This is a genomic window from Streptomyces sp. MNU89 (genome assembly GCF_020982505.1).
GTDB lineage: Bacteria > Actinomycetota > Actinomycetes > Streptomycetales > Streptomycetaceae > Streptomyces > Streptomyces xinghaiensis.
Genome location: NZ_JAJKLL010000001.1, coordinates 4,159,633 through 4,181,325 on the forward strand (window position 1 = coordinate 4,159,633; position 21,693 = coordinate 4,181,325).

Sequence of the window (21,693 nt, forward strand, 5' to 3'; positions counted from 1 at the left end):
GGGGGGCTTAATTACCCTCGGTTGATAAGGGTGAAGTAGGTGGAAGAGCCCTCTCCGGGCAGATGTTCGGCCATCCGTATGAAGTCCACGATCGATGTCGAATTTCCCTGTGTCGGTTAAGCGGAAGAGCTGCTGAGGCAGTGATAGAACTCGATCGGCCCTTCCAACGGGGAAGGCGGAAAGTGGAGAACAATATGCGTACAACAGCCAAGCTGTCGTTCCTGTCGCTTGCCGCGGCTGCCATGATCGCGGGCTCCGCGACGTCTGCCGCCGCCAACGACGGCTACGACGGTGGTTACAAGATCAAGGACGTGGTGGCCCTCGCGCAGAACTGCGGCAACACCGCGCAGCTGGCGCCGTTCCCGCCCGGGGACTTCGAGCAGACGGCCGGCCAGAACCAGACCATCTGCCAGATCGGCGAGGAGAACATCGCCGTCAACTACGCCCCCGAGACCGAGACCGAGACCTTCACCACTGGTGCCAGTGACGAGGTTCTGCTCGCGCTGATCGGGCTCCTCACCCCGGTGGCAGTGCCCGCGGTCTGACAAAGAAGCGACTCGCAACAATGTCATTCCGGCGTGGAGACCAGTACCTGGTCTCCACGCCGGAATGCGTTATCGGTAATTCCGGGTCCGGCGGGGCCGGACGGGAGAGCACGGCCGGCCGCTTGAACCGGTGAATGCCGCTGTGGCCCCGCCCGCGCCATCGGGGAATGACCGCAGGGCCGCCCGTTCCGGCGGCTGCCCATTCCGGTGCAGTGCGCGTCCCGCGCCGGAATGCGCACCTCGGACCCGGTCCCGGCCGGCGGCCCGCTCCGCTCAGCCCAGCCGCCGGTAGCGTCCCCGGAAATAGGTGAGCGGCCCGGCGCCGTCGGGCCCCAGCCGGGTGCCGATCACCCGGCCGATCACCAGGGTGTGGTCCCCGGCCCGCACGCGCTGCTCCGTACGGCATTCCACGGCGGCCAGGGCGCCGTCGACGAGCAGCGCCCCGGATGCCTCGCCGCGGGTGTGCGGCGCATCCCGGAAGAGAAGTTTGTCGCTGATGCGCCCTTTCATCGCGAATCGCCCGGCTGTCTGCCGCTGGCTTTCGGAGAGTACGGAGGCGGCCCAGAGCGGCTGCCGTTCCAGCAACTCCTCCATCCGGGAGTCGTTGCGAACGCTCACCATCGCGAGCGGTGGGTCAAGTGACACCGACATAAAGGCCGTCGCTGTCATGCCCACGTCCTCCCCGTGTGGGCCCTCCTCCGGGTCGCGGGCCGTCACCAGCACCACGCCGGCCGTCAGGCGGGCCATGGCCGCACGGAACTCGTCGTCACTCACCCCTTCAGAATGAGGGATGATCGCTGCGGGGGATGAAGGAGTCTGCTGCACGTGCGCACGCTATCCGGACGCCCGAGGCGCCCACATCGGGCGCGGGGACCGTCCGGGACCTAGGTCCCCCGGCGGATGCCCGCCGGGGGGATTTGCGTTCAGGAAGGAATCGGCAGGGCAGACGGCCCGTCACCGGCGCAAGCGTCAATACACCGAAAGATCATGTGACATGAGTCACAGCAGCCGGGAATTGTTGACCCTGTGTACCGGGTGGGCAGCTCGCTGTGATTCAGTGGCCGTGGCAATCAGACGACAAGATCCTGGAGTTGCTGTCGAGGTCTCGGGGAGTGCAATCGATGGAGGCCGAGTCGGAACCGTACGTCCGTCTTGCGACCCTGCGGCAGCTCCACCGTGTCGTCGCGGACCTGAACACCGCCCGCAGCCTGGCCGACACCCTGCAGGCCGTCGCCGACGGAGTCATCACCGGCCTCGGCTACGAGCTGGCCGCCGTCAACCTCGTCCAGCCCGACGGTGACCTCGTCGTCGCCGCCGTGTCGGGCAGCGCCGGCGCCGAGGCGCTGCTCGCCGGCCGCGTCGGCTCGCGCACCGCCTGGGAGCGCCGCCTCTCCATGGGCACCCGCTGGGGCGAGCTGCGCTTCATACCGCACACCGAGGGCTGGATCCTCGACGACGACGACGTACCGCAGTGGCACAGCGGCGGTCCCCAGCCGCGCTTCGCCGACGAGTGGCACCCCAACGACCGGCTGCTCGCCCCGATGTACTCCTCCAGCGACGACCTGCTCGGCGTCATCGCCGTCGACCGGCCCCGCAACGGCCGCCGGCCCGGCCCCTGGGGCCGCGAGGCCCTGCAGATGTACGCCTTCCAGGCCGCCATCGCCATCAGCAACGCCCGGCTGCGCGCCAACATGCAGCGTGCCCTCGTCCGGCTGGAACGCGAGCAGCAGGCCCTGCGCGCCAGTGAGGAGAGCTTCCGCCAGGCGTTCGAGTACGCGCCCAGCGGCATGGCCATCGCCGAGATGGGCGGCGACCAGCACGGCCGGCTGCTCCGCGCCAACGACGCCCTCTGCCGGCTGCTGGGCCGCCCCGCCTCCGCGATGCGCCGCTACTCCTTCTCCGACCTCGTCCACCCCGACGACATCGGGCTGCTGCTCCGCACCTCCGCCGAGGGCGGCCGGGCCGAGCTGCGGCTGGCCCGGCGCGACGGCAGCTACGTCTGGGTCTCGCTGCGCAACTCCGTCGTCGCCGACGCGGCCGACGGGCCGCGGTTCCTGCTCACCCACGTCGAGGACATCGAGGAGCGCAAGCGGCACGAACTGCAGCTCGCCCACCGCGCCAGCCACGACTCCCTCACCGGCCTCCCCAACAGCGCCGAGCTGCGCACTCGGCTCTCCGCCCGGCTCTGCGACCGCCCGCCCACCCGGGACGGCGACACTTACGCGCTGGACGGGGCGGCCGGCAACGCCTACGGACCGGCCGCGGGCGTCGAGACCGACGAGAACGGCTTCCGGACCGACGGCTTCGACGCCCCCTTCGGCCCGCCGGGCAGCGCCTTCGACAGCCACGTCCACACCGTCGCCCCGGCCGAGGACCAGCCGGACGACGGCACCAAGGGGCTCGCGGTGCTCTTCTGCGACCTCGACGGCTTCAAATCGATCAACGACCGGTTCGGGCACCACACCGGTGACGCGGTCCTCATCGAGGTCGCACGGCGGCTGACCAACGGCGTACGGGACGGCGACACGGTCGCCCGCCTCGGCGGCGACGAGTTCGTCGTCCTCGCCGACGGCCTCGGCCGCGCGGACGCCCAGGACCTGGCCGTCCGGCTGCGCAACGCGATCATCCCGCCGATCCGGGTGGACGGGCGCGCGGTGCGGGTGGGGGCGAGCTTCGGCATCGGCTGGGCCGGCTGCGGGATGTCCGCCGAGGAGGTCCTGCAATCCGCCGACCAGCGGATGTACGTGGAGAAGCGCTCCCGGGCGGGGCGCGCCCACCGCCGCGCGGGGTGACCCCGGGGCCGGTCCCGGAGCAACCCGGCACCGATCCCGTCACCGCCCCCGGGCCTCGCCCCGAGCCCCGCGCCGGTGCCGTCCCCCGCCGGTACGGATGCGGTCGGTCCGGGTGGTACTGGACACATCCGGACAGCGCCGCACGCCCGCGAGCGGGGCTTTTGCGGGGCCGCCTCCGCGGCGCCCCGGCGAGCGGCGACGGACCGGGAACAGCGGCCGCGGTGAGCGGGTAGGCTCGATCGATCGGCCGCGGGCCGAGGTAACGCGATCGTGAACATTGACCATCCGGACAGCACAGGCCTTATCCGGGCCGCCCCGCCGCTGATAGGAGCTGTCCAGGCGCTGTGGACGCGGCGCCGGTGGTCCGGAAACCAGTTGGGGAGTGACAGGGGATGACGGCCGGCAACAACGGCGCGGGCACGCCCGAGAACGACGACCCGTTCGCCTACCTCTACCGCTCGGAGGGCGGTGACGGGGGCGGAAACGGCGCGGCGGACGGCGGAACCGCTCAGTACGGCCGGCCCGCGGCGCAGCCCGGGGTCCCCCGCACCTCGTACAACCAGGTGCACCGGGTCGGGGAACGCCAGTACGGCGGCCAGCAGGCCGCTCAGCGGCCCGGCTACGGACCCGGCGCCGCACCGGCGGACCAGCCGACCGCCGCCTACGCGCAGAGCCCCCACACCTCCTACGCCGCCCCCGAGACCCTGCCCGGCGGCGCCCCGCCGCGCCGCGCCGCTCCCGCCGGCCACGGAAGCCGCGGCGTCCGCGGTGGCGGCGGCCGCGGGCCCAACAGCCAGGGGCTGCTGATCGGGGCGATCGCCGTGGTCGCCGTGGTGGTCATCGGCATCGTCATCGCCATGCTGACCAACGGCGACGGAGACGAGGGCAAGAAGGAGGCCGGCAGTTCGGAGTCGCTCCCCGCCGACGGTGGCGGGAATGACCAGCCCGCGGACGAGGGCAAGGACGAGGGGGAGAAGAAGACCAAGCCCTTCTCCTCCGACAAGTTCGACGCGGTCGGGATGAAGACCGCCGGCGGTGCGACCGTCGCCAACGACGTGGAGGGCGCCCGGTCCAAGAGCGGGGCCTACATCGCGGGCATGAACCAGCCCGGGGCGACGGCCACCTGGCGGATCGACGTGCCCAAGGCGGGCAAGTACACCTTCTACATCGGCTACGGCGTGCCCGGCAAGGACACCAAGGCCACGCTCCTCGTCAACGGCAAGGACCGCGAGCAGGAGCTGAAGAACTGGGCGAACGCCAAGGAAGGCGAGTGGGACAAGGGCTGGACCACCACCTACTCCTACGTGAACCTCACCAAGGGCACCAACACCCTTGACCTCACCTGCGGCGAGGGCCAGGGCTGCGAGTTCAACCTCGACTGGGTGCAGCTCAAGGAGGGCCACATCAAGGACTGAGCCCCGGCCGCCCCGCGTGCCCCGCTCGCCCCGCGCGGCCCTGCCCCAGGGCTTCTCGTCCGCAGGACTTCTCCTCGCACCGGCCGTCCCGGGATCCGTTCCCCGGGGCGGCCGGTGCGTTTCCCGGGCGTCACAGGGGATGTTCGGTGGCCTCGATGTCCGGCAGCAGGCGCGTGTACGCGGCATGGTCGAACTCGCCGGGCCCCGGGGCGGTCGCGGTCGCCGCCGAGAGGGCGACCGCGCGGCTCAGCCGCTCCGGCCAGGGCAGGCCCTCGGCGAGGGCGGAGAGCAGCCCGGACACGGCCGCCTCGCAGGCCCGGGTGGGGTCGCCGCCGGGCGGCCGGGACGGGGCCGCCCGGCGGCTGCCGTCCGCCGTGGCGACGAGCACGCCGTCACCGCCCAGCGAGGCGGCCACGGCGCGGGCGCCCCGCCGCCGGGCCTCGTGCGCGGCGCGCACGGGTTCGGCGAAGCCGGTGAGCGCGGTCAGCTCCCCGGCGGTCGTCGCGACGACGTCGGGGCGGGCGGCGATGCCCCGGCGCAGCGGTTCGCCGTGGGTGTCGAGCAGGACCGGGACGCCCGCGGCCTGCGCGGCCCGCACCAGGGTTGCGTAGCTGCCGACCGGGAGGCCCGGGGGCAGGCTGCCGCAGAGGGCGACGGCGTCCGCGCCCGGGAGGAGCCCGGTGAAGGCCGCGTGGAAGGCGTCCCATTCGGCGCGGGTGACGACCGGGCCGGCCTCCTTGAGGCGGGTGACCTCGCCGGTGGCGGTGTCGACGACGCCGATCGTGCGGCGGGTGGAGCCGGAGACCGGGGTAAGCGCCTCCTCGACCCGGCCGGCACCGGGGGCCCCGGGGGTGTCCGCGCGGTCCGGGCGGCGGCCGCCCCCGTCCGTGTCCCCGTCGCCCTCCCCGTCCTTCTCTCCGTACCGCTCCGTTGTTCCATACCGCTCCGTTCCGTACTCCTCGGCGAGCAGCCGGCGCAGCACCTCGCCGGTGGGGCCGCCCGCGAAGCCCGTCACGACGGTGCGGTGGCCGAGCGCCGCCAGCAGCCGGGCCACGGTGACGCCCGTGCCGCCCGGGCGTTCGATGGTCTCGGTGACCCGGTGAGCGGTGCGCGGGGCGAAGCGGGGGACGCGGTAGGTGATGTCCAGGGCGGCGTTGAGCGTGACGGTGATGATCACCTGGTCCCCCTTCTCTCCTCCGGGTCCGGCGCGCTGGGATGACGGGCCCGGTCGGCCGAGTCGAGCCGGTCGCTCACTCGTGCGGGGGTGATCATGCCAAAACAGCGGCGGCCGGCCCAGTGTGCCGAACCGCTCGCCGCAGCCTGGACGACGGGTGCCGGAGAGTCAACGGCGCGGGGAATCAGCCCACTTCCGGCTCAACCACCCATTCCCCGCGGCGCATGACGCCGGCGACCGCGAACTCGGCGTCCAGGATCACCAGATCGGCGTCCTTGCCCGCTTCGAGCGAGCCGACGCGGTCCGCCACGCCCAGCAGCCGGGCCGGATTCTCCGACAGGGCGCGGACGACCTGCCCGACGGGGAGACCGCCGAGGGTGACGGCCCGCCGGAAGGCGGTGTCCAGGGTGAGCGTGGAGCCGGCGATGGCGCCGCCCTCGACCAGCCGTGCCACGCCGTCCCGCACCTCGACCTCCAGTCCGCCGAGCGGGTAGCGGCCGTCGCCCTTGCCCGCCGCCGCCATGGCGTCGGTGATGAAGGCGACGCGGCCGGCGCCCGCGCGGCTGAAGGCGAGGCCGACCACGGCCGGGTGGAGATGCACGCCGTCGTTGATCAGCTCGACGGTGACCCGCTCGTCCTCCAGGAGGGCGGCGACGGGGCCGGGGTTGCGGTGGTGCAGGCCGGGCATGGCGTTGAAGAGGTGGGTGGCCACGGTGGCGCCCGCGTCGACGGCCTCGGCGGTGGCCTCGTATCCGGCGTCGGTGTGGCCGACGGCCGCGATCACGCCCAGGTCGGCGAGGAGCCGTACGGAGTCCAGGCCGCCGGGCAGTTCGGGCGCGAGGGTCATCATCCGGGCGGTGCCGCGGGCCGCGTCGATCAGCCGTTTGACGTCTCCCGGCTCGGGGTCGCGGAGCAGCCCCGGGTCGTGGGCGCCGCGGCGGCACGGGGCGATGAACGGGCCCTCGAAGTGAATCCCCGCCAGCTCGCCCTGCTCGACGAGCTCGGAGAGGACGGCCGCCTGCCGGGCGAGGTCGTCGAGGCGGTCGGTGACGGTGGAGGCGGCCATGGTGGTGGTGCCGTGCCGCCGGTGGGTGGCGGCCACGGCCAGCGCCTCCTCGGCGGTGCCGGCGGAGAAGGAGGACCCGCCGCCGCCGTGGACGTGCATGTCGACGAAGCCGGGGACGATCCAGTACCCGGTGAGGTCCAGGGTGGTGGCGTCGGCGGCGGTGCCGCGGGCGGGACCGGCGGGACCGGTGGGGCCGTCCGGTCCGGCCGCTCCGGCCGGGCTGCCGCCGGGGAGGAGCGCCGGGCGCGTGGGGTCCTCGGCCGCGGCGTCCGCGATGACGGTGCCCTCCACGACCAGCCGCCCGTTCTCGACGACGCCGGACGGCAGCACCACGCGGGCGCCGGTGAACACGTGTTGAGTCGCCATCAGGTGGCTACCTCCGCGGAGAGGGGGATGCGGGCCGGCGGGCCCGCGTCCGGGCGGCCCGCGGCGTTCCCCGGGGCCGCCGGGACGAGGTGGGGGAGCGGTCGCCGGCCGGCCCGGCCCCGGGTGCGGGCCGTGCCTCGGGCTTGGGGAGGAGCGGCTTCCGTCCCGGTGCCGGGCGGAGCGGGGGCGATGGCATGTCTCACGGAAACAGTCTCGCCCGGATGGCACCGACAGGTCTAGTCCACTTACCCTCGTAGAGTAAAGCGTTCGTATAACGGACGGCGGCGTCCGGTCCGATGCCTTATGCGCGATTCCGTCCGTCGGCGCGGAGCCGGCGCGGCAGCCGCAGCGGCCCGAAGGGCCGGGGGCACCGGATCGGCACGGCATGAAGACAGTGAGAAGAGACCGAGTAGACACCGGAAAGAGATCTGGCAGGACCGGCAGGACACCGGCAGGGTGCGGGGAAAGCCGCGGACGGTGCGAACGGTGCGGGCGGGGCGGATGGTGGGGGAGAGGAACCGTCAGACCCGGGCGGCGCGGGCGAAGCCCGCCGGCCCCGGCCGGAACCGGGAGCGGGGCCGGGAGGGCGGCCGGAGCGGAAGGCACGGCGCGGCGCCGGGCGGGGCCGGTGGACACCGGTCGAGGACCGGCCGGGAACCGGAAGCGGCCGGACGGCAGTCGGCGGGCAGCCGCACGGCGGCCGGACATCAACCGGGCGGAAACCGGACGAAAAGCTATGAACGAGAAGCAAGACAGAAGGCGGTATCGGTAGTGCGACGGCGGTACTCGGGAATCCTCGCGGCGGCTGTCGCGACGGCCATGACCCTCACGCTCTCCGGATGCGGAGGCTCCGGCGGCGAGGTCACCCTCCGCCTGGTCGCCGCCGACTACGGTGACAGCGAGGCCAACACCTCCCGGAAGTACTGGGACCAGCTCGCGGCGGACTACGAGTCCAGCCACCCCGGCGTCTCGATCGACATCAGCGTCTACAGCTGGGCGGAGGTCGACAAGAAGGTCGCCGACATGGTCAAGCGCGGTGAGGAACCGGACATCGCGCAGATCGGTTCCTACGCCGACTACGCCGACCGGAACAAGCTCTACCGCGCCGACGAAGTCCTCTCCATCCCCACTCAGGCGGACTTCCTCCCCAAGCTCGCGGAGGCCGGAGAGTTCCGCCGGGTGCAGTACGGACTGCCGTTCGCCGCCAGCACCAGGCTGTTCTTCTACAACAAGGCCCTCTTCGCCGAGGCGGGCATGAAGGAGCCGCCGCAGAGCTGGGCCGAACTCCAGGACGCCGCCGAGGCGTTGAAGGACGCCGGGGTGGAGACCCCGTACGCGCTGCCGCTCGGCCCGGAGGAGGCGCAGGCCGAGACCATGCTGTGGTCGCTCAGCGGGGGCGGCGGCTTCGTCGACAGCGTCGGCTCGTACACGCTGGACTCGCCCGAGAACATACGGGCGCTCGAGTGGCTCCGCGACGAACTCGTCGGCAAGGGCCTCACCGGTCCCGGCGACCCGGCCGCCCTCAACCGCCAGGACGCGTTCGACGCCTTCACCCGCGGCGAGGTCGGCATGCTCAACGGCCACCCGACGCTGATGCGGCAGGCGGAGAAGGAGGGCGTCGAGTTCGGGACGGCGCCGCTCCCCGGCAGGACCGGCGTGGCCGAGGCGACGATGGGCGTCAACGACTGGCTGATGGCCTTCAAGAAGAACGGCAACCGGAAGCAGATCGGCGACTTCCTCGACTACGTCTACAGCGAGCCGAACGCGCTGGAGTTCGCCGACCGGTACGACATGCTGCCCGTCACACGCTCCGCCTCGGAGGCGATGCGCGCCGACGAGAAGCACGAGCCGATGCGGGAATTCCTCGACCAGCTCCCGGAGGCCGTGCACTATCCGTCGAACAAGACGACGTGGGCGTACGTCAGCAAGACGGTGAAACAGGAGATCGGTTCGGCGGTGGCGCGCGACGGCGATCCGAGCGGGGTGCTCTCGCGGATCCAGCGCGACGCCTTCGCCACGGAGAACGCCGCCCGCTGAGGGCTCCGCCTTCTGCGGCCGGGGCCGCGGTACGGGTCTCTCGGGGCCGGGCCCGTTCGGTTGGGGCCCGGGCCCCTTCCGGTTCGGGTCCCCTCCGGTACGGGCCGGCCGGGGCGTCGGCGGGGGCCGTTATGTTGGACGGTGTGAACGAGAACGGAGACGACGAGACGGTGCCCGAGGGCGGCGGTGACCGGGGCAGTGCCCAGGGGCTGACCGACCGCGACCGGGCCGTCCTCTCCGTCGAGCGGCGTTCCTGGCCGGGGCCCGGAGCCAAGGAACGGGCGATCCGGGAGCAGCTCGGGCTCTCCCCGACCCGCTACTACCAGCTCCTCAACGCCCTGCTCGACGATCCGCGGGCGCTGGCCCACGATCCGGTCACGGTCAACCGTCTCCGCCGGGTGCGCGAGGAACGGCGCGCTCGCCGCTGAGGCCGGGGTGCCTTCCGGGCGCGGAGTTCTTCTCCCGCGCTGCGCGCGGGATGCCACCTCCCGCCCGCCCCTTGCCGCTCATCCGTTCTGCGGGCAGGGGGCCGGGGACGGCCCGGGTTCATGTGGCGGGGAGCCGGGGAGGCGTTTCCCGGTGCGGGTGGGCAGTTCTGTTCCCGCGCTGCGCGCGGGTGCGGCCCTCCCGCCTGCCCGTTACTGCTCGTCCGTCCTTCGGGCGAAGAGCCGGGCGACCCTCGGACCCGGTCCGTGCGGCAGTCGGAGGAAGGCCGGGACGGCCGGAAAGGCGGGGCGTCGGGGGCGCCGCCGGTCCCGGTAGGCTCGGCCGCATGGGCAGTCATCCGCATCCCCTGCCGACCCCTGTCACCGACGCCGGGCGCGACGGCCTCGCCGCACTTCTGGAACGGCCCGAACGGGCTGTCGTGGCCCTCGACTTCGACGGCACCCTCGCACCGATCGTGTCCGACCCCGAACAGGCCCGCGCCCACCCCGGTGCCGTACCGGCGCTCGCCCGCCTCGCGCCGCTCCTCCGTTCGATCGCCGTGATCACCGGCCGCCCCGCCGACGTCGCGGTGCGGAACGGCGGTTTCAGCGGGGTTCCCGGGCTGGAACACCTCGTGGTTCTCGGCCACTACGGCGCCGAGCGCTGGGACGCCGTCAGCGCCGCCGTGACCGCCCCCGACCCGCACCCGGGCGTCGCCGCCGTCCGCGCGGAACTGCCCGGGGTCCTCGACCACAACGGGGCCCGGAAGGGAACCTGGGTCGAGGACAAGGGCCGCGCCGTGGCGGTGCACACCCGCCGGGCCACCGACCCCCAGGCCGCCTTCGAGCAACTGCGGGAACCTCTCACGGCCCTGGCCGAGCGGCACGGACTGATCGTCGAACCCGGCCGGATGGTGCTGGAACTGCGCCCGCCGGGCATCGACAAGGGCGTGGCGCTGACCGGGTACGTACGGGGGAGCGGGGCCGGTGCGGTGCTGTACGCCGGTGACGACCTCGGAGACCTCGCGGCCTACGCCGCGGTGGACGAGCTGAGGTCGGACGGCGTGCCCGGGCTGCTGGTGTGCAGCGCGGCCGCCGCCGGTGAGGGGGCCGAGGAACTGGCGGAACGGGCCGATGTGGTGGTCGATGGCCCGCAGGGGGTCGTGAACCTCCTCGACGCCCTGGCCACCGCGGTGGCCGTGCGACAGGGCTGAAACCGGCCGGCCCGGCCGGAGGTCCGGCGGCTCTGCCCGACGGCTCTGCCCGGCGGCTCCGCCTGCCTGGCGCCTCGCCCGGTGCCCCTGCCCGGGGCCTCGCCCAGCTGCTCTGCCCCGGCACCCCGCCCCCGGTGGCCTCGCCCGCTGTCCCTGCCCGGAGCCCCCACCGGGTGCTCTCGCCCGGCGCCCCCGCCCGGCGGCTTCGGCGCCATGGCCGCCGGAGGGGCGCGGCCCGGGCAGGCACCCGCCATGCCGCAACCGCTGCCCGCGGGAAGCCCTCTGCCCCTGCCCTTTCGCCCGCAGGACGATGAGCAGCGATGGGCGGGCGGGAGGCCGCACCCCGCGCAGCGCGGGGAAAACGGCGCCGCGGACGCCCGACCACCGGCCTCGCACCCCGGACCGGCGCACCCCGGGCCGGCGGGAACCCCGGCCCGAACCCGGCGCAACGAAGCAAGCCCCGCGCCTCTGCGCGAACCCGCCCCGCGCCCGGAGCGAACCGGCCATCCCGCGCGGAACCCGGCGCCCCCGCACCTGTGCGGAACCCCCACCCGTGCGGAACCCCGCACCCGTGCGGAACCCCCGCACCCCGCGCCACTACAGCGCGTTCAGCTGGTCCAGGAACCACCGCTGGGGCGGGAGCGAGGACGCCGCGGCGGCCAGCCGCTTGGTGCGTTCGGCCCGTTCAGCGGTCCCCATGCCCAGGGCGGTGTCCAGGGCCCGGGCCGTGCCCGACACGTCGTACGGGTTGACCGTCACCGCGTCCTCGCCGAGTTCCTCGTACGCCCCGGCCTCCCGCGAGAGCACCAGCGCACAGCCCTCGTCGGAGACGAGCGGGATCTCCTTGGCGACGAGGTTCATGCCGTCCCGGATCGGGTTGACCAGGGCCACGTCGGCGAGCCGGTACGCGGCCAGGGAGCGGGCGAAGTCGTCCTCGACGTGGAGGATCACCGGCCGCCAGCCGTCCGTGCCGAAGGTCTCGTTGATCTCCTCGGCGACCCGGGCGACCTCGGCGGTGTAGTCGCGGTAGACGGCCAGGTCCTGCCGGGACGGGTAGGCGAACGCGACGTGCACGACGCGCCCGCGCCACTCGGGGCGGTCCGTCAGCAGCTCGCGGTAGGCGAGCAGGCCGCGGACGATGTTCTTCGACAGCTCGGTGCGGTCGACCCGGACGATCACCTTCCGGCCGGGGCCGATCTGCTCGCGCAGGATGGCGAGCCGCTCGTCGACGTCCGGCCGCCGCGAGCGCTCGCGCAGGAAGTCGGCGTCCGCGCCCAGGCCGTGCACTCCGACGCGGGTGGCCGGCGGTTCGCCGAGGAGGTCGGTGCAGCAGGCGGTGAAGGCGTCGGCCCAGCGTTGGGTGAGGAAGGCCGCGCGGTCGGCGCCGAGGATGCCGCGCAGCAGCTGCCGCCCGATGTCGTCGGGGAGCAGCCGGAAGTACTCGGGCGGGGCCCAGGGGGTGTGCGAGAAGTGGCCGATCCGCAGGTCGGGACGGCGCTCGCGGAGCATTCCGGGCACGAGGCAGAGGTGGTAGTCCTGCACGAGGACGGCGGCGCCCTCGGCGGCCTCCTCGGCCAGCGCGTCGGCGAAGGCCGCGTTGTACGCCTCGTAGGCGGCCCACTGGCGGCGGAACTCGGCGTCGAACACCGGCTCGAAGGGCGTCTGGTACAGCATGTGGTGCACGAACCACAGCACCGAGTTGGCCACGCCGTTGTAGGCCGTGGCGAAGACGTCCGGGTCGATGTCCAGCATCCGTACCGTCTGGCCGCCGGTGTCGGCGGGGTCGAGATGCCCGCCGGTGCGGCGCACGGCCTCGCGGTCGCCGTCGCCGAGGGCCGCGCAGACCCAGACCGCGTCGCCCTCGACCGCCGAGAGTCCGGAGACGAGCCCGCCGCCGCCGCGTTTGGCGACGAGAGCGGGGGCGTTCTCCGCCCCGGGCCCGCCGTCACCGCCGTGACCCGGTGGTTCCTGCCCGGCGAGGCTGTACGAGACGGGGCCGCGGTTGGACGCGACGAGTATGCGGGCTGCCTGCTCAGCGACCATGACGCGAGCCTAGCCCGACCGTGATCCGCTCAAACGTGCGTTTCCACACCCCGGCCGAGTCCGGCCGGAAGCCGCCGCCCCGGGGACGGGCGGGCCGCACCGGGGCCGGGGCACCGGTGGCACGGGCACGGGCCGCACCGGGGCGGGCGGCGGCACGGGTACGGGAACCGGCACGGGCCGTACCGGCACCGGGACCGGCGGCACGGGCACGGGCACCCGCACCGGCGCCACCGGCACAGCCCGCCGCACCCGGACCGGCACCGGCCGGATCCTGCCGCCCCCGGCATACCGGGACCCGTGCCCGCCGCCTCCCGCCGGCACCGCCGGGCCCCGCCCGCCGGGAGCGGTCCGCCGGGACGGCCGGCCGGGGCGGCGGCCACCGTGGTCACACCGGCGGCGCGGGTCATGCCGGAGCCCCGCGCACAGCGCCGCCTGAGGACGCCCCTGCGCCCGCCCGGCGGACGGCTCCGCGCCGGCCTCACGCCGCCCTCCGGCGCTGCCGGGCCGTGTACTCCGGGACGGTGCACATCGGGGGCCGCTCCTCCGTGGTCACCTCGTGCACGGTGGGGCTGAAGAGCCGGTCCGAGCCGCGGTCGAACTGGGTCAGCACGGGGCGCACGAGGTGGCCGCGCTCCAGCCGCCGCTGGGCGGTGCTGTAGATCGTGGCGGCCATCCGCCCGAGCGCCTGTCCGTCCTGGTTGCGGTGGTGCCGGACGCCCACGTCCACCTGGGCGAGCGCATCCAGCCCGGCGAGTTCCAGCGTGTCGACGAGCATGCCCAGCTCGACGCCGTAGCCGACGGGGAACGGCAGCCGCTCCAGCAGTGTTCTGCGGGCCGCGTACTCGCCGCCCAGGGGCTGGACGAACCCGGCGAGCTGCGGCCAGTGCAGATTGAGCAGCGGGCGGGCCACCAGCTCGGTGACCCGGCCGCCGCGTTCGCCGCCGCCGCTCATCGGGCGGTCGTACATGGCCTTGACCAGGTGCAGGCCGGGATCGGTCAGCAGTGGCCCGACGATGCCGGAGACGAACCGGCAGTCGAACTCGCGCAGGTCCGCGTCGACGAAGCAGACGATCTCCCCCTCGGTCACCAGCAGTGACCGCCACAGCACCTCGCCCTTGCCGGCCGCGACCGGTATCCGGGGCAGGACGGAATCACGGTGCACGACCCGGGCCCCGGCCTCCGCGGCGATCCGGGAGGTGCCGTCGGAGGACCCGGAGTCCATCACGACGAGTTCGTCGACGAGCGGGGTCTCCCCGGACATCAGTTCGCCGCGTATCGCCTCCACGATCGCCCCGACCGTGGCCTCCTCGTTGAGGGCGGGGAGAACGACGCTGACCGTTCCGGAGGCTCCGGCCGCCCGTTTCGCGGCGCGCAGAGCATCGAGCGGACGTTCGGAGGCGGACCAGGAGTGCCGGTCCAGCCAGAGCTCCACCTCTTCCAGCACGTGATCGTCTCCCTGCCTGTTCGGGGATGCCGCCGCCCAGCAGCGGCCGCATCTCGCGGTTCGGACGCCTGCCTCCACAGTCCGAGCCTTCGGTTACAGTCTTGAACAACACGCGTGACCACCGCATCTCGGGGGTGGTCGGCGCCGACAAATGCCCGGGCCCCGCCCGGCGCCATACCGCTCATCCAGAGGGGCAGAGGGAACGGCCCGTTGAAGCCCCGGCAACCCTCCCGCCGGTCTCGGTCCTCCGACGCACAGCGTCCGGAGCGAGGCTCCCGGTGGGGAAGGTGCCAATTCCGGCTCACGGCGAGGTACGCCGTGAGGAAGATGAGGAGAAAGGGCCTCGCCTGCATGGCTGTGCACACCGTTGGAACAACGGACACCACCGAAACCACCGAGAACACCGGCTCCGCCGCCGGGAACCCCGGACACCCCCAGCAGCCCGGACGGGTCGATCTGGGCCCCGCCGCCGCCCTCTCCTGCCGCGAATGCGGCCACCGCACACCGCTCGGCCCCGTCTTCGCCTGTGCCGAGTGTTTCGGCCCGCTGGAGGTCGCTTACGAGCTGCCCGCCGGTGACCCGGAGGCGCTGCGCGAGCGGATCGCGGCGGGACCCGACAACATCTGGCGTTACGCTCCGCTGCTGCCCGTCCCGGCGGACGTCGCGGAGAAGCCCAATCTGAACCCCGGCTTCACCAAGCTGATCAAGGCCGACCGGCTCGCCCGCGAGCTGGGCGTCACCGGCGGGCTGCACGTCAAGGACGACTCCGGCAACCCCACCCACTCCTTCAAGGACCGGGTGGTGGCCATCGCCGTCGAGGCCGCGCGCGCCTTCGGCTTCACCACCCTCTCCTGCTCCTCCACCGGCAACCTGGCCGGCGCGGTGGGCGCCGCGGCGGCCCGCTCCGGCTTCCGCTCCTGCGTCTTCATCCCGCACGACCTGGAGGCCGGCAAGGTCGTCATGGCCGCGGTCTACGGCGGCGACCTGGTCGGCATCGAGGGCACCTACGACGACGTGAACCGCTTCTGCTCGGAGCTGATCGGCGACCCGATCGGCGAGGGCTGGGGCTTCGTCAACGTCAACCTCCGGCCGTACTACGGCGAGGGCTCCAAGACCCTGGCCTACGAGATCTGCGAGCAGCTCGGCTGGCGGCTGCCGGACAACCTCGTCGTCCCCATCGCCTCCGGCTCCCAGCTCACGAAGATCGACAAGGGTCTGAAGGAGCTGATCGCGCTCGGACTGGTCGAGGAGAAGCCGTACAAGATCTTCGGCGCGCAGGCCGAGGGCTGCTCCCCGGTGTCCCGCGCCTTCAAGGACGGGCACGACGTGGTGCGCCCCGTGAAGCCGGACACCATCGCCAAGTCGCTGGCGATCGGCAACCCGGCCGACGGCCCGTACGTCCTGGACATCGCCCGCCGCACGGGCGGCGCCGTCGAGGACGTGAACGACGAGCAGATCGTCGACGCCATCAAGCTGCTGGCCCGCACCGAGGGCGTCTTCGCGGAGACCGCGGGCGGTGTCACCGTCGGCGTGCTGAAGAAGCTCATCGAGACCGGGCAGCTCGACCCGGCCGGTGAGACCGTCGTGCTCAACACCGGTGACGGCCTCAAGACCCTGGACGCGGTGGCCCCCACCACCGGTCCCTCCGCCACCATCCGTCCCACCCTCGCATCCTTCCGAGAGGCAGGCCTCGCATGAGCGTCACCGTCCGAATTCCGACCATCCTGCGGACCTACACCGGAGGCAAGGCCGAGGTGGAGGCCGAGGGCGCGACGCTCGCCGAGGTGCTCGCGGACCTGGAGAAGAACCACCAGGGCATCGGCGCCCGCGTGCTGGACGACGCCGGCAAGCTGCGCCGCTTCGTCAACGTCTACGTCAACGACGACGACGTCCGCTTCGCCGAGGGTCTGGAGACGGCCACGCCGGACGGCGCGGGCGTCTCGATCATCCCGGCGGTCGCCGGCGGCTGAGCCGCCGCACCGGGGCGGTCCGGAAGCGGATCACCGGTGGAACCCACCCTGCGTCACCGCGATTGCCCCCTCCGTCAAACAAACGGAGGGGGTAATTCCGCGTCGTTGAGCGCGGTACAGTTGGTCCGATCCCCTTCCGGCATCCGCCGACCGCAGACGAGAACGCGACAACCTGTGTCCGAAGGGCGAGGGCGATTTGTCGCGAAGGTCCGTCATGCCCGGTCCGGGTTGCCCCGGATTTTCCGTGAATCCCCCGGAAACTCCTTTCCGGCCGCGGCTGAATTCTCGTCCGATTGACCTGTTGCAGAGGGCAGTTGGGCAGATACATTCGGCCGCGGTCGACGCGTTCCGGCGCACACTTCCCGGTGGTCCCCCCATGCCGACGGCCAAGGGACCGCTGGGTCGTGAGGTCTGACCCGGGTCCGCGGAGTGCGGTCCTGCGCAAGGGCCAGTAATAGGGGAGTTAGGAATGGCTCAGGGCACCGTCAAGTGGTTCAACGCGGAGAAGGGATACGGCTTCATCGCGGTCGACGGTGGTGCGGACGTCTTCGTGCACTACAGCGCGATCCAGATGGACGGCTACCGCACCCTCGAAGAAGGCCAGCGGGTGGAGTTCGAGATCTCGCAGGGCCAGAAGGGGCCGCAGGCGGACATGGTCCGCGTCGCCGGCTGAGCGCCGACCGGCCACACCTCTGAAGGGTCCGCATCCCCGGCGCAGGGGGTGCGGGCCCTTCGCCGTGCCCGCGTCCGTCCCCCGCCGTCCGTACCGCTTTCCGCCCGCCCTCCGCCCGCCCTTCGCCCGCGCCGCCGTCCGCGCGCCGTGAGGGCCGTACGCGCCCGGAGGCTCCGGTGGGCGCTTGCACTCGAAGGGGGAGAGTGCTAATCATTGGCGTTAGCACTCTCCCCCGGAGAGTGACAGAAGGACCGGGTCGGTGAGGCCCGCAGGCCAAGCGGGGCAAGGAACCGCGAGGCCGGCAGGCCGTCCGTCGCGGGCGCCAGCGCGGTCCGGAGAAATCCTCCCCCAGCCGCAGGCCGGGGGGACCCCGAAGTCCTGGGAGGACCACTTCACATGGCCAAGACCATCGCGTTCGACGAGGAGGCGCGGCGCGGCCTCGAGCGCGGAATGAACCAGCTCGCCGACGCCGTCAAGGTCACTCTCGGCCCCAAGGGCCGGAACGTCGTCCTCGAGAAGAAGTGGGGCGCGCCCACGATCACCAACGATGGTGTCTCCATCGCCAAGGAGATCGAGCTCGAGGACCCGTACGAGAAGATCGGCGCCGAGCTGGTCAAGGAAGTCGCGAAGAAGACCGACGACGTCGCCGGTGACGGCACGACGACCGCGACCGTCCTGGCCCAGGCGCTGGTCCGCGAGGGCCTCCGCAACGTAGCCGCGGGCGCCAACCCGATGGCTCTGAAGCGCGGTATCGAGAAGGCCGTCGAGGCCGTCTCCGCCGCCCTGCTGGAGCAGGCGAAGGACGTCGAGACCAAGGAGCAGATCGCCTCCACGGCCTCCATCTCCGCCGGCGACCCCCAGATCGGCGAGCTCATCGCCGAGGCCATGGACAAGGTCGGCAAGGAAGGCGTCATCACCGTCGAGGAGTCGCAGACCTTCGGGCTGGAGCTGGAGCTCACCGAGGGCATGCGCTTCGACAAGGGCTACATCTCCGCCTACTTCGCCACCGACATGGAGCGGATGGAGGCGTCGCTCGACGACCCGTACATCCTGATCGTCAACTCCAAGGTCAGCGCGGTCAAGGACCTCCTCCCGCTGCTGGAGAAGGTCATGCAGTCCGGCAAGCCGCTGCTGATCATCGCCGAGGACGTCGAGGGCGAGGCGCTCTCGACCCTGGTCGTCAACAAGATCCGCGGCACCTTCAAGTCCGTCGCGGTCAAGGCGCCCGGCTTTGGTGACCGCCGCAAGGCCATGCTCGGCGACATCGCCATCCTCACCGGTGGCACCGTCATCTCCGAGGAGGTCGGCCTCAAGCTGGAGAACGCCGGTCTGGAGCTGCTGGGCCGCGCCCGCAAGGTCGTCATCACCAAGGACGAGACGACGATCGTCGACGGCGCCGGCGACAGCGAGCAGGTCCAGGGCCGCGTCAACCAGATCCGGGCCGAGATCGAGAACTCCGACTCGGACTACGACCGCGAGAAGCTCCAGGAGCGCCTGGCGAAGCTGGCCGGCGGCGTGGCCGTCATCAAGGCCGGTGCCGCCACCGAGGTCGAGCTGAAGGAGCGCAAGCACCGCATCGAGGACGCGGTGCGCAACGCCAAGGCCGCCGTCGAGGAAGGCATCGTCGCCGGTGGTGGCGTGGCCCTGCTGCAGACCGTCTCCGTCTTCGAGAAGCTGGACCTCTCGGGTGACGAGGCCACCGGCGCGCAGGCCGTCAAGCTCGCGCTGGAGGCCCCGCTCAAGCAGATCGCGGTCAACGCCGGTCTCGAGGGCGGCGTCGTGGTCGAGAAGGTGCGGAACCTGACTCCGGGTCACGGCCTCAACGCCGCGACCGGCGAGTACACCGACCTGATGGCCGAGGGCGTCATCGACCCGGCGAAGGTGACGCGCTCCGCGCTGCAGAACGCCGCGTCGATCGCCGCGCTGTTCCTCACCACCGAGGCCGTCATCGCCGACAAGCCGGAGAAGGCCGCCGCGGCCGCTCCGGGTGGTATGCCCGGCGGTGACATGGACTTCTGATCGGCCCCGGCCGGTCACGTCGATCCTCGTTTCGGAGGGCGGCACTCCTCACGGGGTGCCGCCCTCCGGCGTTCCACGGACCACATCGCGTACCGGAGCCGGATCGATGGATTGCCGGGGTTGCCGGGCTGCCGGGTTGCCGGCTCAGAGTTCCGCGGCCGCTTCCAGGGCGGTGCGGAGACGCCCGTCCGCCCCGTCCAGCAGACGGGTTGCCGTGGGGGCGTCCACGCCGCCGAGCAGCACCAGGACGGCGTTCTTCACCTCACCGCCCGTGGCGGCCAGCGCGGCCTCGATCTCCTCCTCCCCGGCGCCGGTGGCGAGCGCAACGATCCGCCGGGAGCGGGCGCGCAGCTTCTCGTTCGAGGCCCGGACGTCGACCATCAGATTCCCGTAGGTCTTGCCCAGCCGGATCATGGTGATCGTCGACAGCATGTTGAGGACCAGCTTCTGCGCGGTGCCGGCCTTGAGCCGCGTCGAACCGGTCAGCAGCTCCGGGCCGGTGACCACCTCGATGCCGTGCTCGGCGGCCGCCGCCAGGGCCGAGCCCGGGTTGCAGGACAGCCCGACGGTCAGCGCGCCCCGGGAGCGGGCGTGCTCGACGGCGCCGACGGCGTACGGGGTGCGGCCGGAGGCGGAGACGCCGACCACCGTGTCCTCCGGGGCCAGGGCGAGGGCGTCGAGGTCCGCGGCCGCCTGCTCCCCGTCGTCCTCGGCGCCCTCGGCGGAGTGCACCACGGCGGACGGGCCGCCCGCGATCAGCCCGACGACCTGACCGGGCGGGGTGTTGAACGTCGGCGGGCACTCACTGGCGTCCAGCACGCCGAGACGCCCGGCGGTGCCCGCGCCCGCGTAGATCAGCCGGCCGCCCCGGGCCATCCGCGCGGCGATGCCGTCGACGGCCGCGGCGATCCGCGGCAGCTGCGCGGCCACGGCGGCGGGGACGCCGGCGTCCTCCCGGTTCATGATCTCGGCGATCTCCCGCGTGGACAGCCGGTCGATCTCGGCCAGTTCGCCGCGGAACGCCTCGGTGGCCAGGGTGTCGAGCTGGGCGCGGAGGTCTTCGGGGGCCGGTGCGCGGGGTCCGCCGAGCTGGTGGGACGAGCCGGACGTGGAGGGCGGGCCGGACGCGTGGGGCGGGCCGGTGGGGCCCGGTCGGGTGCGGGGAAGGGCTCGGGCGCGGGGTGGGGGCATGGCTGCCGCTCTCGGTGAGGACGATGCGGTGAGTGCGGCCGGTTGCGCCGGCCGGTTGCGCGCGACCGGTGTGCGGGTCCGGTCCGCGGTCGGGTACGGCGACGTGGCCGATGCAGCGGGCGCGACGGGTGCGGTGAGGGCGTGGGTGCCGCGGGTCCGATGACGCCCGCGGAGCCGGGCCGCCGGTCAGCCGCGGGGGTTGTGGCGGTGGGCCAGGGCCTCGTACGAGGCGGCGAGGGCGGGCGCCGCGGTGTCATGGGTCCGCTGCGCCACCCCTATGAACAGGCAGTCCACGACCAGTAGTTGGCTGGTGCGGCTGGACATCGCCGCCGGCCGCAGCTCGCTCTCCCGAGCGGGGGAGGTCGTCAGTACGTGGTCGGCGTACTGGGTGATCTCGCCGTCCGGGCGGCCGGTGACGGCGACGGTCGTCGCCCCGCGGTCGAAGGCGGTGCGGAGCGGTTCGATCACGTCGACCGTGCGGCCGGAGTGGCTGATGGCGACGGCGGCGTCCCCGGCGCGCAGCTGGACCGCGCCCGTCATGGCCAGGTGCGGATCGGCGTGCGCGTGCGCCGACAGGCCGATGCGGAGCAGCTTCTGGGCCAGGTCCTGGGCGACGAGGTTGGACGCTCCGATGCCGTAGACATCGATCCGGCGGGCGCCGGCCAGCGCGGTGACGGCCGCGTCGAGCTGCGTGGCGTCGAGGCCGGCCGCGGTGTCGGCGAGGCACTGCTGCTCCTCGCGGGCCAGTTTGGCGATGACGTCCGGCAGCGGGTCGTCCACCGCGATGTCGGCCGTCACGGCCGGGGCGGCACCGGACTCCTGCTGGGCGGCGAGGCCCGCGAGGGCCAGCCGCAGATCGCGGTAGCCGGGGTAGCCGAGGGTGCGGGCCGTGCGGACGACCGTGGCCTCGCTCGTGCCGGTGCGCTCGGCCAGGCCGGTGACGGTGAGCGCGGCGCAGCCGGCCGGGTCCCCGGCGACGGCCTCCGCCACCCGCTGCATGGAACGGGTCATCGTCGGCCCGAGCATTCTGACCTTCGCGGCGAGGGCCGCCGGGGCGGGCAGGAGCGCTGTGGCCGCCGGTGCGCGGGCCGGGCGGCGGCGTGGTGTGGGGTGGCTCCGGGCGGGGTTCCGGGGCGGTGAAAGTTTCCTTCACGCTGTTGCTCACCACTGAAAGGTATTTTCAGTGCTTCCGGGCCGTCAACCCCGGGCGGGGGCGGGGATGCCCGACGGCACGGGGCGCGCCGGGGTGTGGGTGCGGAGTTCTTTTCCCGCGCGGCGCGCGGGTGCCGCCCCCACCCGCCCATTGCCGCATACCTGTT

At 73.1% G+C, this 21,693-nt stretch carries 17 protein-coding genes and 1 riboswitch; of the genes, 10 read left to right on the top strand and 7 right to left on the bottom strand.

The genetic code is table 11. The features are described from left to right. Window positions 1-194 precede the first annotated feature (194 nt). The gene (locus E4N63_RS17960; protein ID WP_230241159.1) at window positions 195-545 is read left to right on the top strand and encodes a hypothetical protein; all 351 of its coding nucleotides are present in this window, start codon (window positions 195-197) and stop codon (window positions 543-545) included. A gap of 273 nt (window positions 546-818) precedes the next feature. Here the strand turns inward: E4N63_RS17960 and E4N63_RS17965 are convergent, their stop codons facing one another. Further along, complete coding sequence (locus E4N63_RS17965) at window positions 819-1,370, bottom strand: flavin reductase family protein (protein WP_228429477.1); 552 nt, start codon at window positions 1,368-1,370, stop codon at window positions 819-821. A gap of 296 nt (window positions 1,371-1,666) precedes the next feature. Between E4N63_RS17965 and cdgB the strand changes: the two genes are divergently transcribed. Together cdgB and E4N63_RS17975 are read left to right on the top strand one after the other, a co-directional pair. Next, window positions 1,667-3,337 (top strand): diguanylate cyclase CdgB, encoded by a 1,671-nt coding sequence (cdgB, locus tag E4N63_RS17970; protein WP_125625791.1) that lies wholly within the window; start codon window positions 1,667-1,669, stop codon window positions 3,335-3,337. Window positions 3,338-3,729: 392 nt separating this feature from the next. Beyond that, a complete protein-coding gene (locus tag E4N63_RS17975; RefSeq protein WP_230241160.1) occupies window positions 3,730-4,752 on the top strand; it encodes a carbohydrate-binding protein in 1,023 nt (340 codons plus the stop codon). A 130-nt stretch (window positions 4,753-4,882) separates the two neighbouring features. Here the strand turns inward: E4N63_RS17975 and E4N63_RS17980 are convergent, their stop codons facing one another. Both E4N63_RS17980 and nagA read right to left on the bottom strand, forming a co-directional pair. Beyond that, a complete protein-coding gene (locus E4N63_RS17980; RefSeq protein ID WP_230241161.1) occupies window positions 4,883-5,929 on the bottom strand; it encodes a PfkB family carbohydrate kinase in 1,047 nt (348 codons plus the stop codon). Window positions 5,930-6,110: 181 nt separating this feature from the next. Continuing rightward, complete coding sequence (gene nagA / locus E4N63_RS17985) at window positions 6,111-7,358, bottom strand: N-acetylglucosamine-6-phosphate deacetylase (RefSeq protein ID WP_230241162.1); 1,248 nt, start codon at window positions 7,356-7,358, stop codon at window positions 6,111-6,113. Between the two features lie 819 nt (window positions 7,359-8,177). Between nagA and E4N63_RS17990 the strand changes: the two genes are divergently transcribed. The 3 genes from E4N63_RS17990 (at window position 8,178) to otsB (ending at window position 11,034) form a co-directional block, all read left to right on the top strand. Beyond that, window positions 8,178-9,395, top strand: a complete 1,218-nt coding sequence (locus E4N63_RS17990; RefSeq protein WP_230241163.1) for an extracellular solute-binding protein — start codon at window positions 8,178-8,180, stop codon at window positions 9,393-9,395. A 143-nt stretch (window positions 9,396-9,538) separates the two neighbouring features. After that, a complete protein-coding gene (locus tag E4N63_RS17995) occupies window positions 9,539-9,823 on the top strand; it encodes a DUF3263 domain-containing protein (RefSeq protein WP_374112792.1) in 285 nt (94 codons plus the stop codon). Window positions 9,824-10,167: 344 nt separating this feature from the next. Next, entirely contained in the window at window positions 10,168-11,034 is an 867-nt protein-coding gene (gene otsB, locus E4N63_RS18000) for a trehalose-phosphatase (RefSeq protein ID WP_230241164.1), read from the top strand. A 597-nt stretch (window positions 11,035-11,631) separates the two neighbouring features. Here the strand turns inward: otsB and E4N63_RS18005 are convergent. Together E4N63_RS18005 and E4N63_RS18010 are read right to left on the bottom strand one after the other, a co-directional pair. After that, window positions 11,632-13,077: a trehalose-6-phosphate synthase gene (locus tag E4N63_RS18005; RefSeq protein WP_125626330.1), complete on the bottom strand. Its 1,446-nt coding sequence runs from the start codon at window positions 13,075-13,077 to the stop codon at window positions 11,632-11,634. Between the two features lie 478 nt (window positions 13,078-13,555). Beyond that, entirely contained in the window at window positions 13,556-14,521 is a 966-nt protein-coding gene (locus tag E4N63_RS18010) for a glucosyl-3-phosphoglycerate synthase (RefSeq protein WP_125626332.1), read from the bottom strand. Window positions 14,522-14,699: 178 nt separating this feature from the next. Continuing rightward, window positions 14,700-14,855: riboswitch (SAM riboswitch) on the top strand. A 17-nt stretch (window positions 14,856-14,872) separates the two neighbouring features. On the opposite strand from E4N63_RS18010, the gene thrC reads away from it, so the two are divergent. The 4 genes from thrC (at window position 14,873) to groL (ending at window position 19,183) form a co-directional block, all read left to right on the top strand. Beyond that, on the top strand, window positions 14,873-16,219 hold the full coding sequence (gene thrC / locus E4N63_RS18015) for a threonine synthase (protein ID WP_374112793.1): 1,347 nt from the start codon (window positions 14,873-14,875) through the stop codon (window positions 16,217-16,219). After that, a complete protein-coding gene (locus E4N63_RS18020) occupies window positions 16,216-16,491 on the top strand; it encodes a MoaD/ThiS family protein (RefSeq protein WP_043462920.1) in 276 nt (91 codons plus the stop codon). Before thrC ends, E4N63_RS18020 begins: the two co-directional genes overlap by 4 nt. Window positions 16,492-16,960: 469 nt before the next feature. Next, window positions 16,961-17,164, top strand: a complete 204-nt coding sequence (locus tag E4N63_RS18025) for a cold-shock protein (RefSeq protein WP_003986833.1) — start codon at window positions 16,961-16,963, stop codon at window positions 17,162-17,164. 396 nt (window positions 17,165-17,560) lie between these two features. Continuing rightward, window positions 17,561-19,183, top strand: a complete 1,623-nt coding sequence (gene groL, locus E4N63_RS18030) for a chaperonin GroEL (protein WP_019711253.1) — start codon at window positions 17,561-17,563, stop codon at window positions 19,181-19,183. Between the two features lie 144 nt (window positions 19,184-19,327). Here groL and murQ read toward each other — a convergent pair whose 3' ends face one another. Continuing rightward, window positions 19,328-20,374, bottom strand: coding sequence for an N-acetylmuramic acid 6-phosphate etherase (murQ, locus tag E4N63_RS18035; protein WP_230241165.1), 1,047 nt, complete (start codon window positions 20,372-20,374; stop codon window positions 19,328-19,330). A gap of 186 nt (window positions 20,375-20,560) precedes the next feature. After that, window positions 20,561-21,436, bottom strand: a complete 876-nt coding sequence (locus E4N63_RS18040; RefSeq protein WP_230242531.1) for a MurR/RpiR family transcriptional regulator — start codon at window positions 21,434-21,436, stop codon at window positions 20,561-20,563. Window positions 21,437-21,693 lie beyond the last annotated feature (257 nt).

Coding starts and splice junctions, on each gene's coding strand:
- E4N63_RS17960 (WP_230241159.1), top strand. CDS start 195: ATGCGTACAACAGCCAAGCTGTCGTTCCTGTCGCTTGCCGCGGCTGCC.
- cdgB (WP_125625791.1), top strand. CDS start 1,667: ATGGAGGCCGAGTCGGAACCGTACGTCCGTCTTGCGACCCTGCGGCAG.
- E4N63_RS17975 (WP_230241160.1), top strand. CDS start 3,730: ATGACGGCCGGCAACAACGGCGCGGGCACGCCCGAGAACGACGACCCG.
- nagA (WP_230241162.1), bottom strand. CDS start 7,358: ATGGCGACTCAACACGTGTTCACCGGCGCCCGCGTGGTGCTGCCGTCC.
- E4N63_RS17990 (WP_230241163.1), top strand. CDS start 8,178: ATGACCCTCACGCTCTCCGGATGCGGAGGCTCCGGCGGCGAGGTCACC.
- otsB (WP_230241164.1), top strand. CDS start 10,168: ATGGGCAGTCATCCGCATCCCCTGCCGACCCCTGTCACCGACGCCGGG.
- E4N63_RS18005 (WP_125626330.1), bottom strand. CDS start 13,077: ATGGTCGCTGAGCAGGCAGCCCGCATACTCGTCGCGTCCAACCGCGGC.
- thrC (WP_374112793.1), top strand. CDS start 14,873: ATGGCTGTGCACACCGTTGGAACAACGGACACCACCGAAACCACCGAG.
- E4N63_RS18020 (WP_043462920.1), top strand. CDS start 16,216: ATGAGCGTCACCGTCCGAATTCCGACCATCCTGCGGACCTACACCGGA.
- E4N63_RS18025 (WP_003986833.1), top strand. CDS start 16,961: ATGGCTCAGGGCACCGTCAAGTGGTTCAACGCGGAGAAGGGATACGGC.
- groL (WP_019711253.1), top strand. CDS start 17,561: ATGGCCAAGACCATCGCGTTCGACGAGGAGGCGCGGCGCGGCCTCGAG.
- murQ (WP_230241165.1), bottom strand. CDS start 20,374: ATGCCCCCACCCCGCGCCCGAGCCCTTCCCCGCACCCGACCGGGCCCC.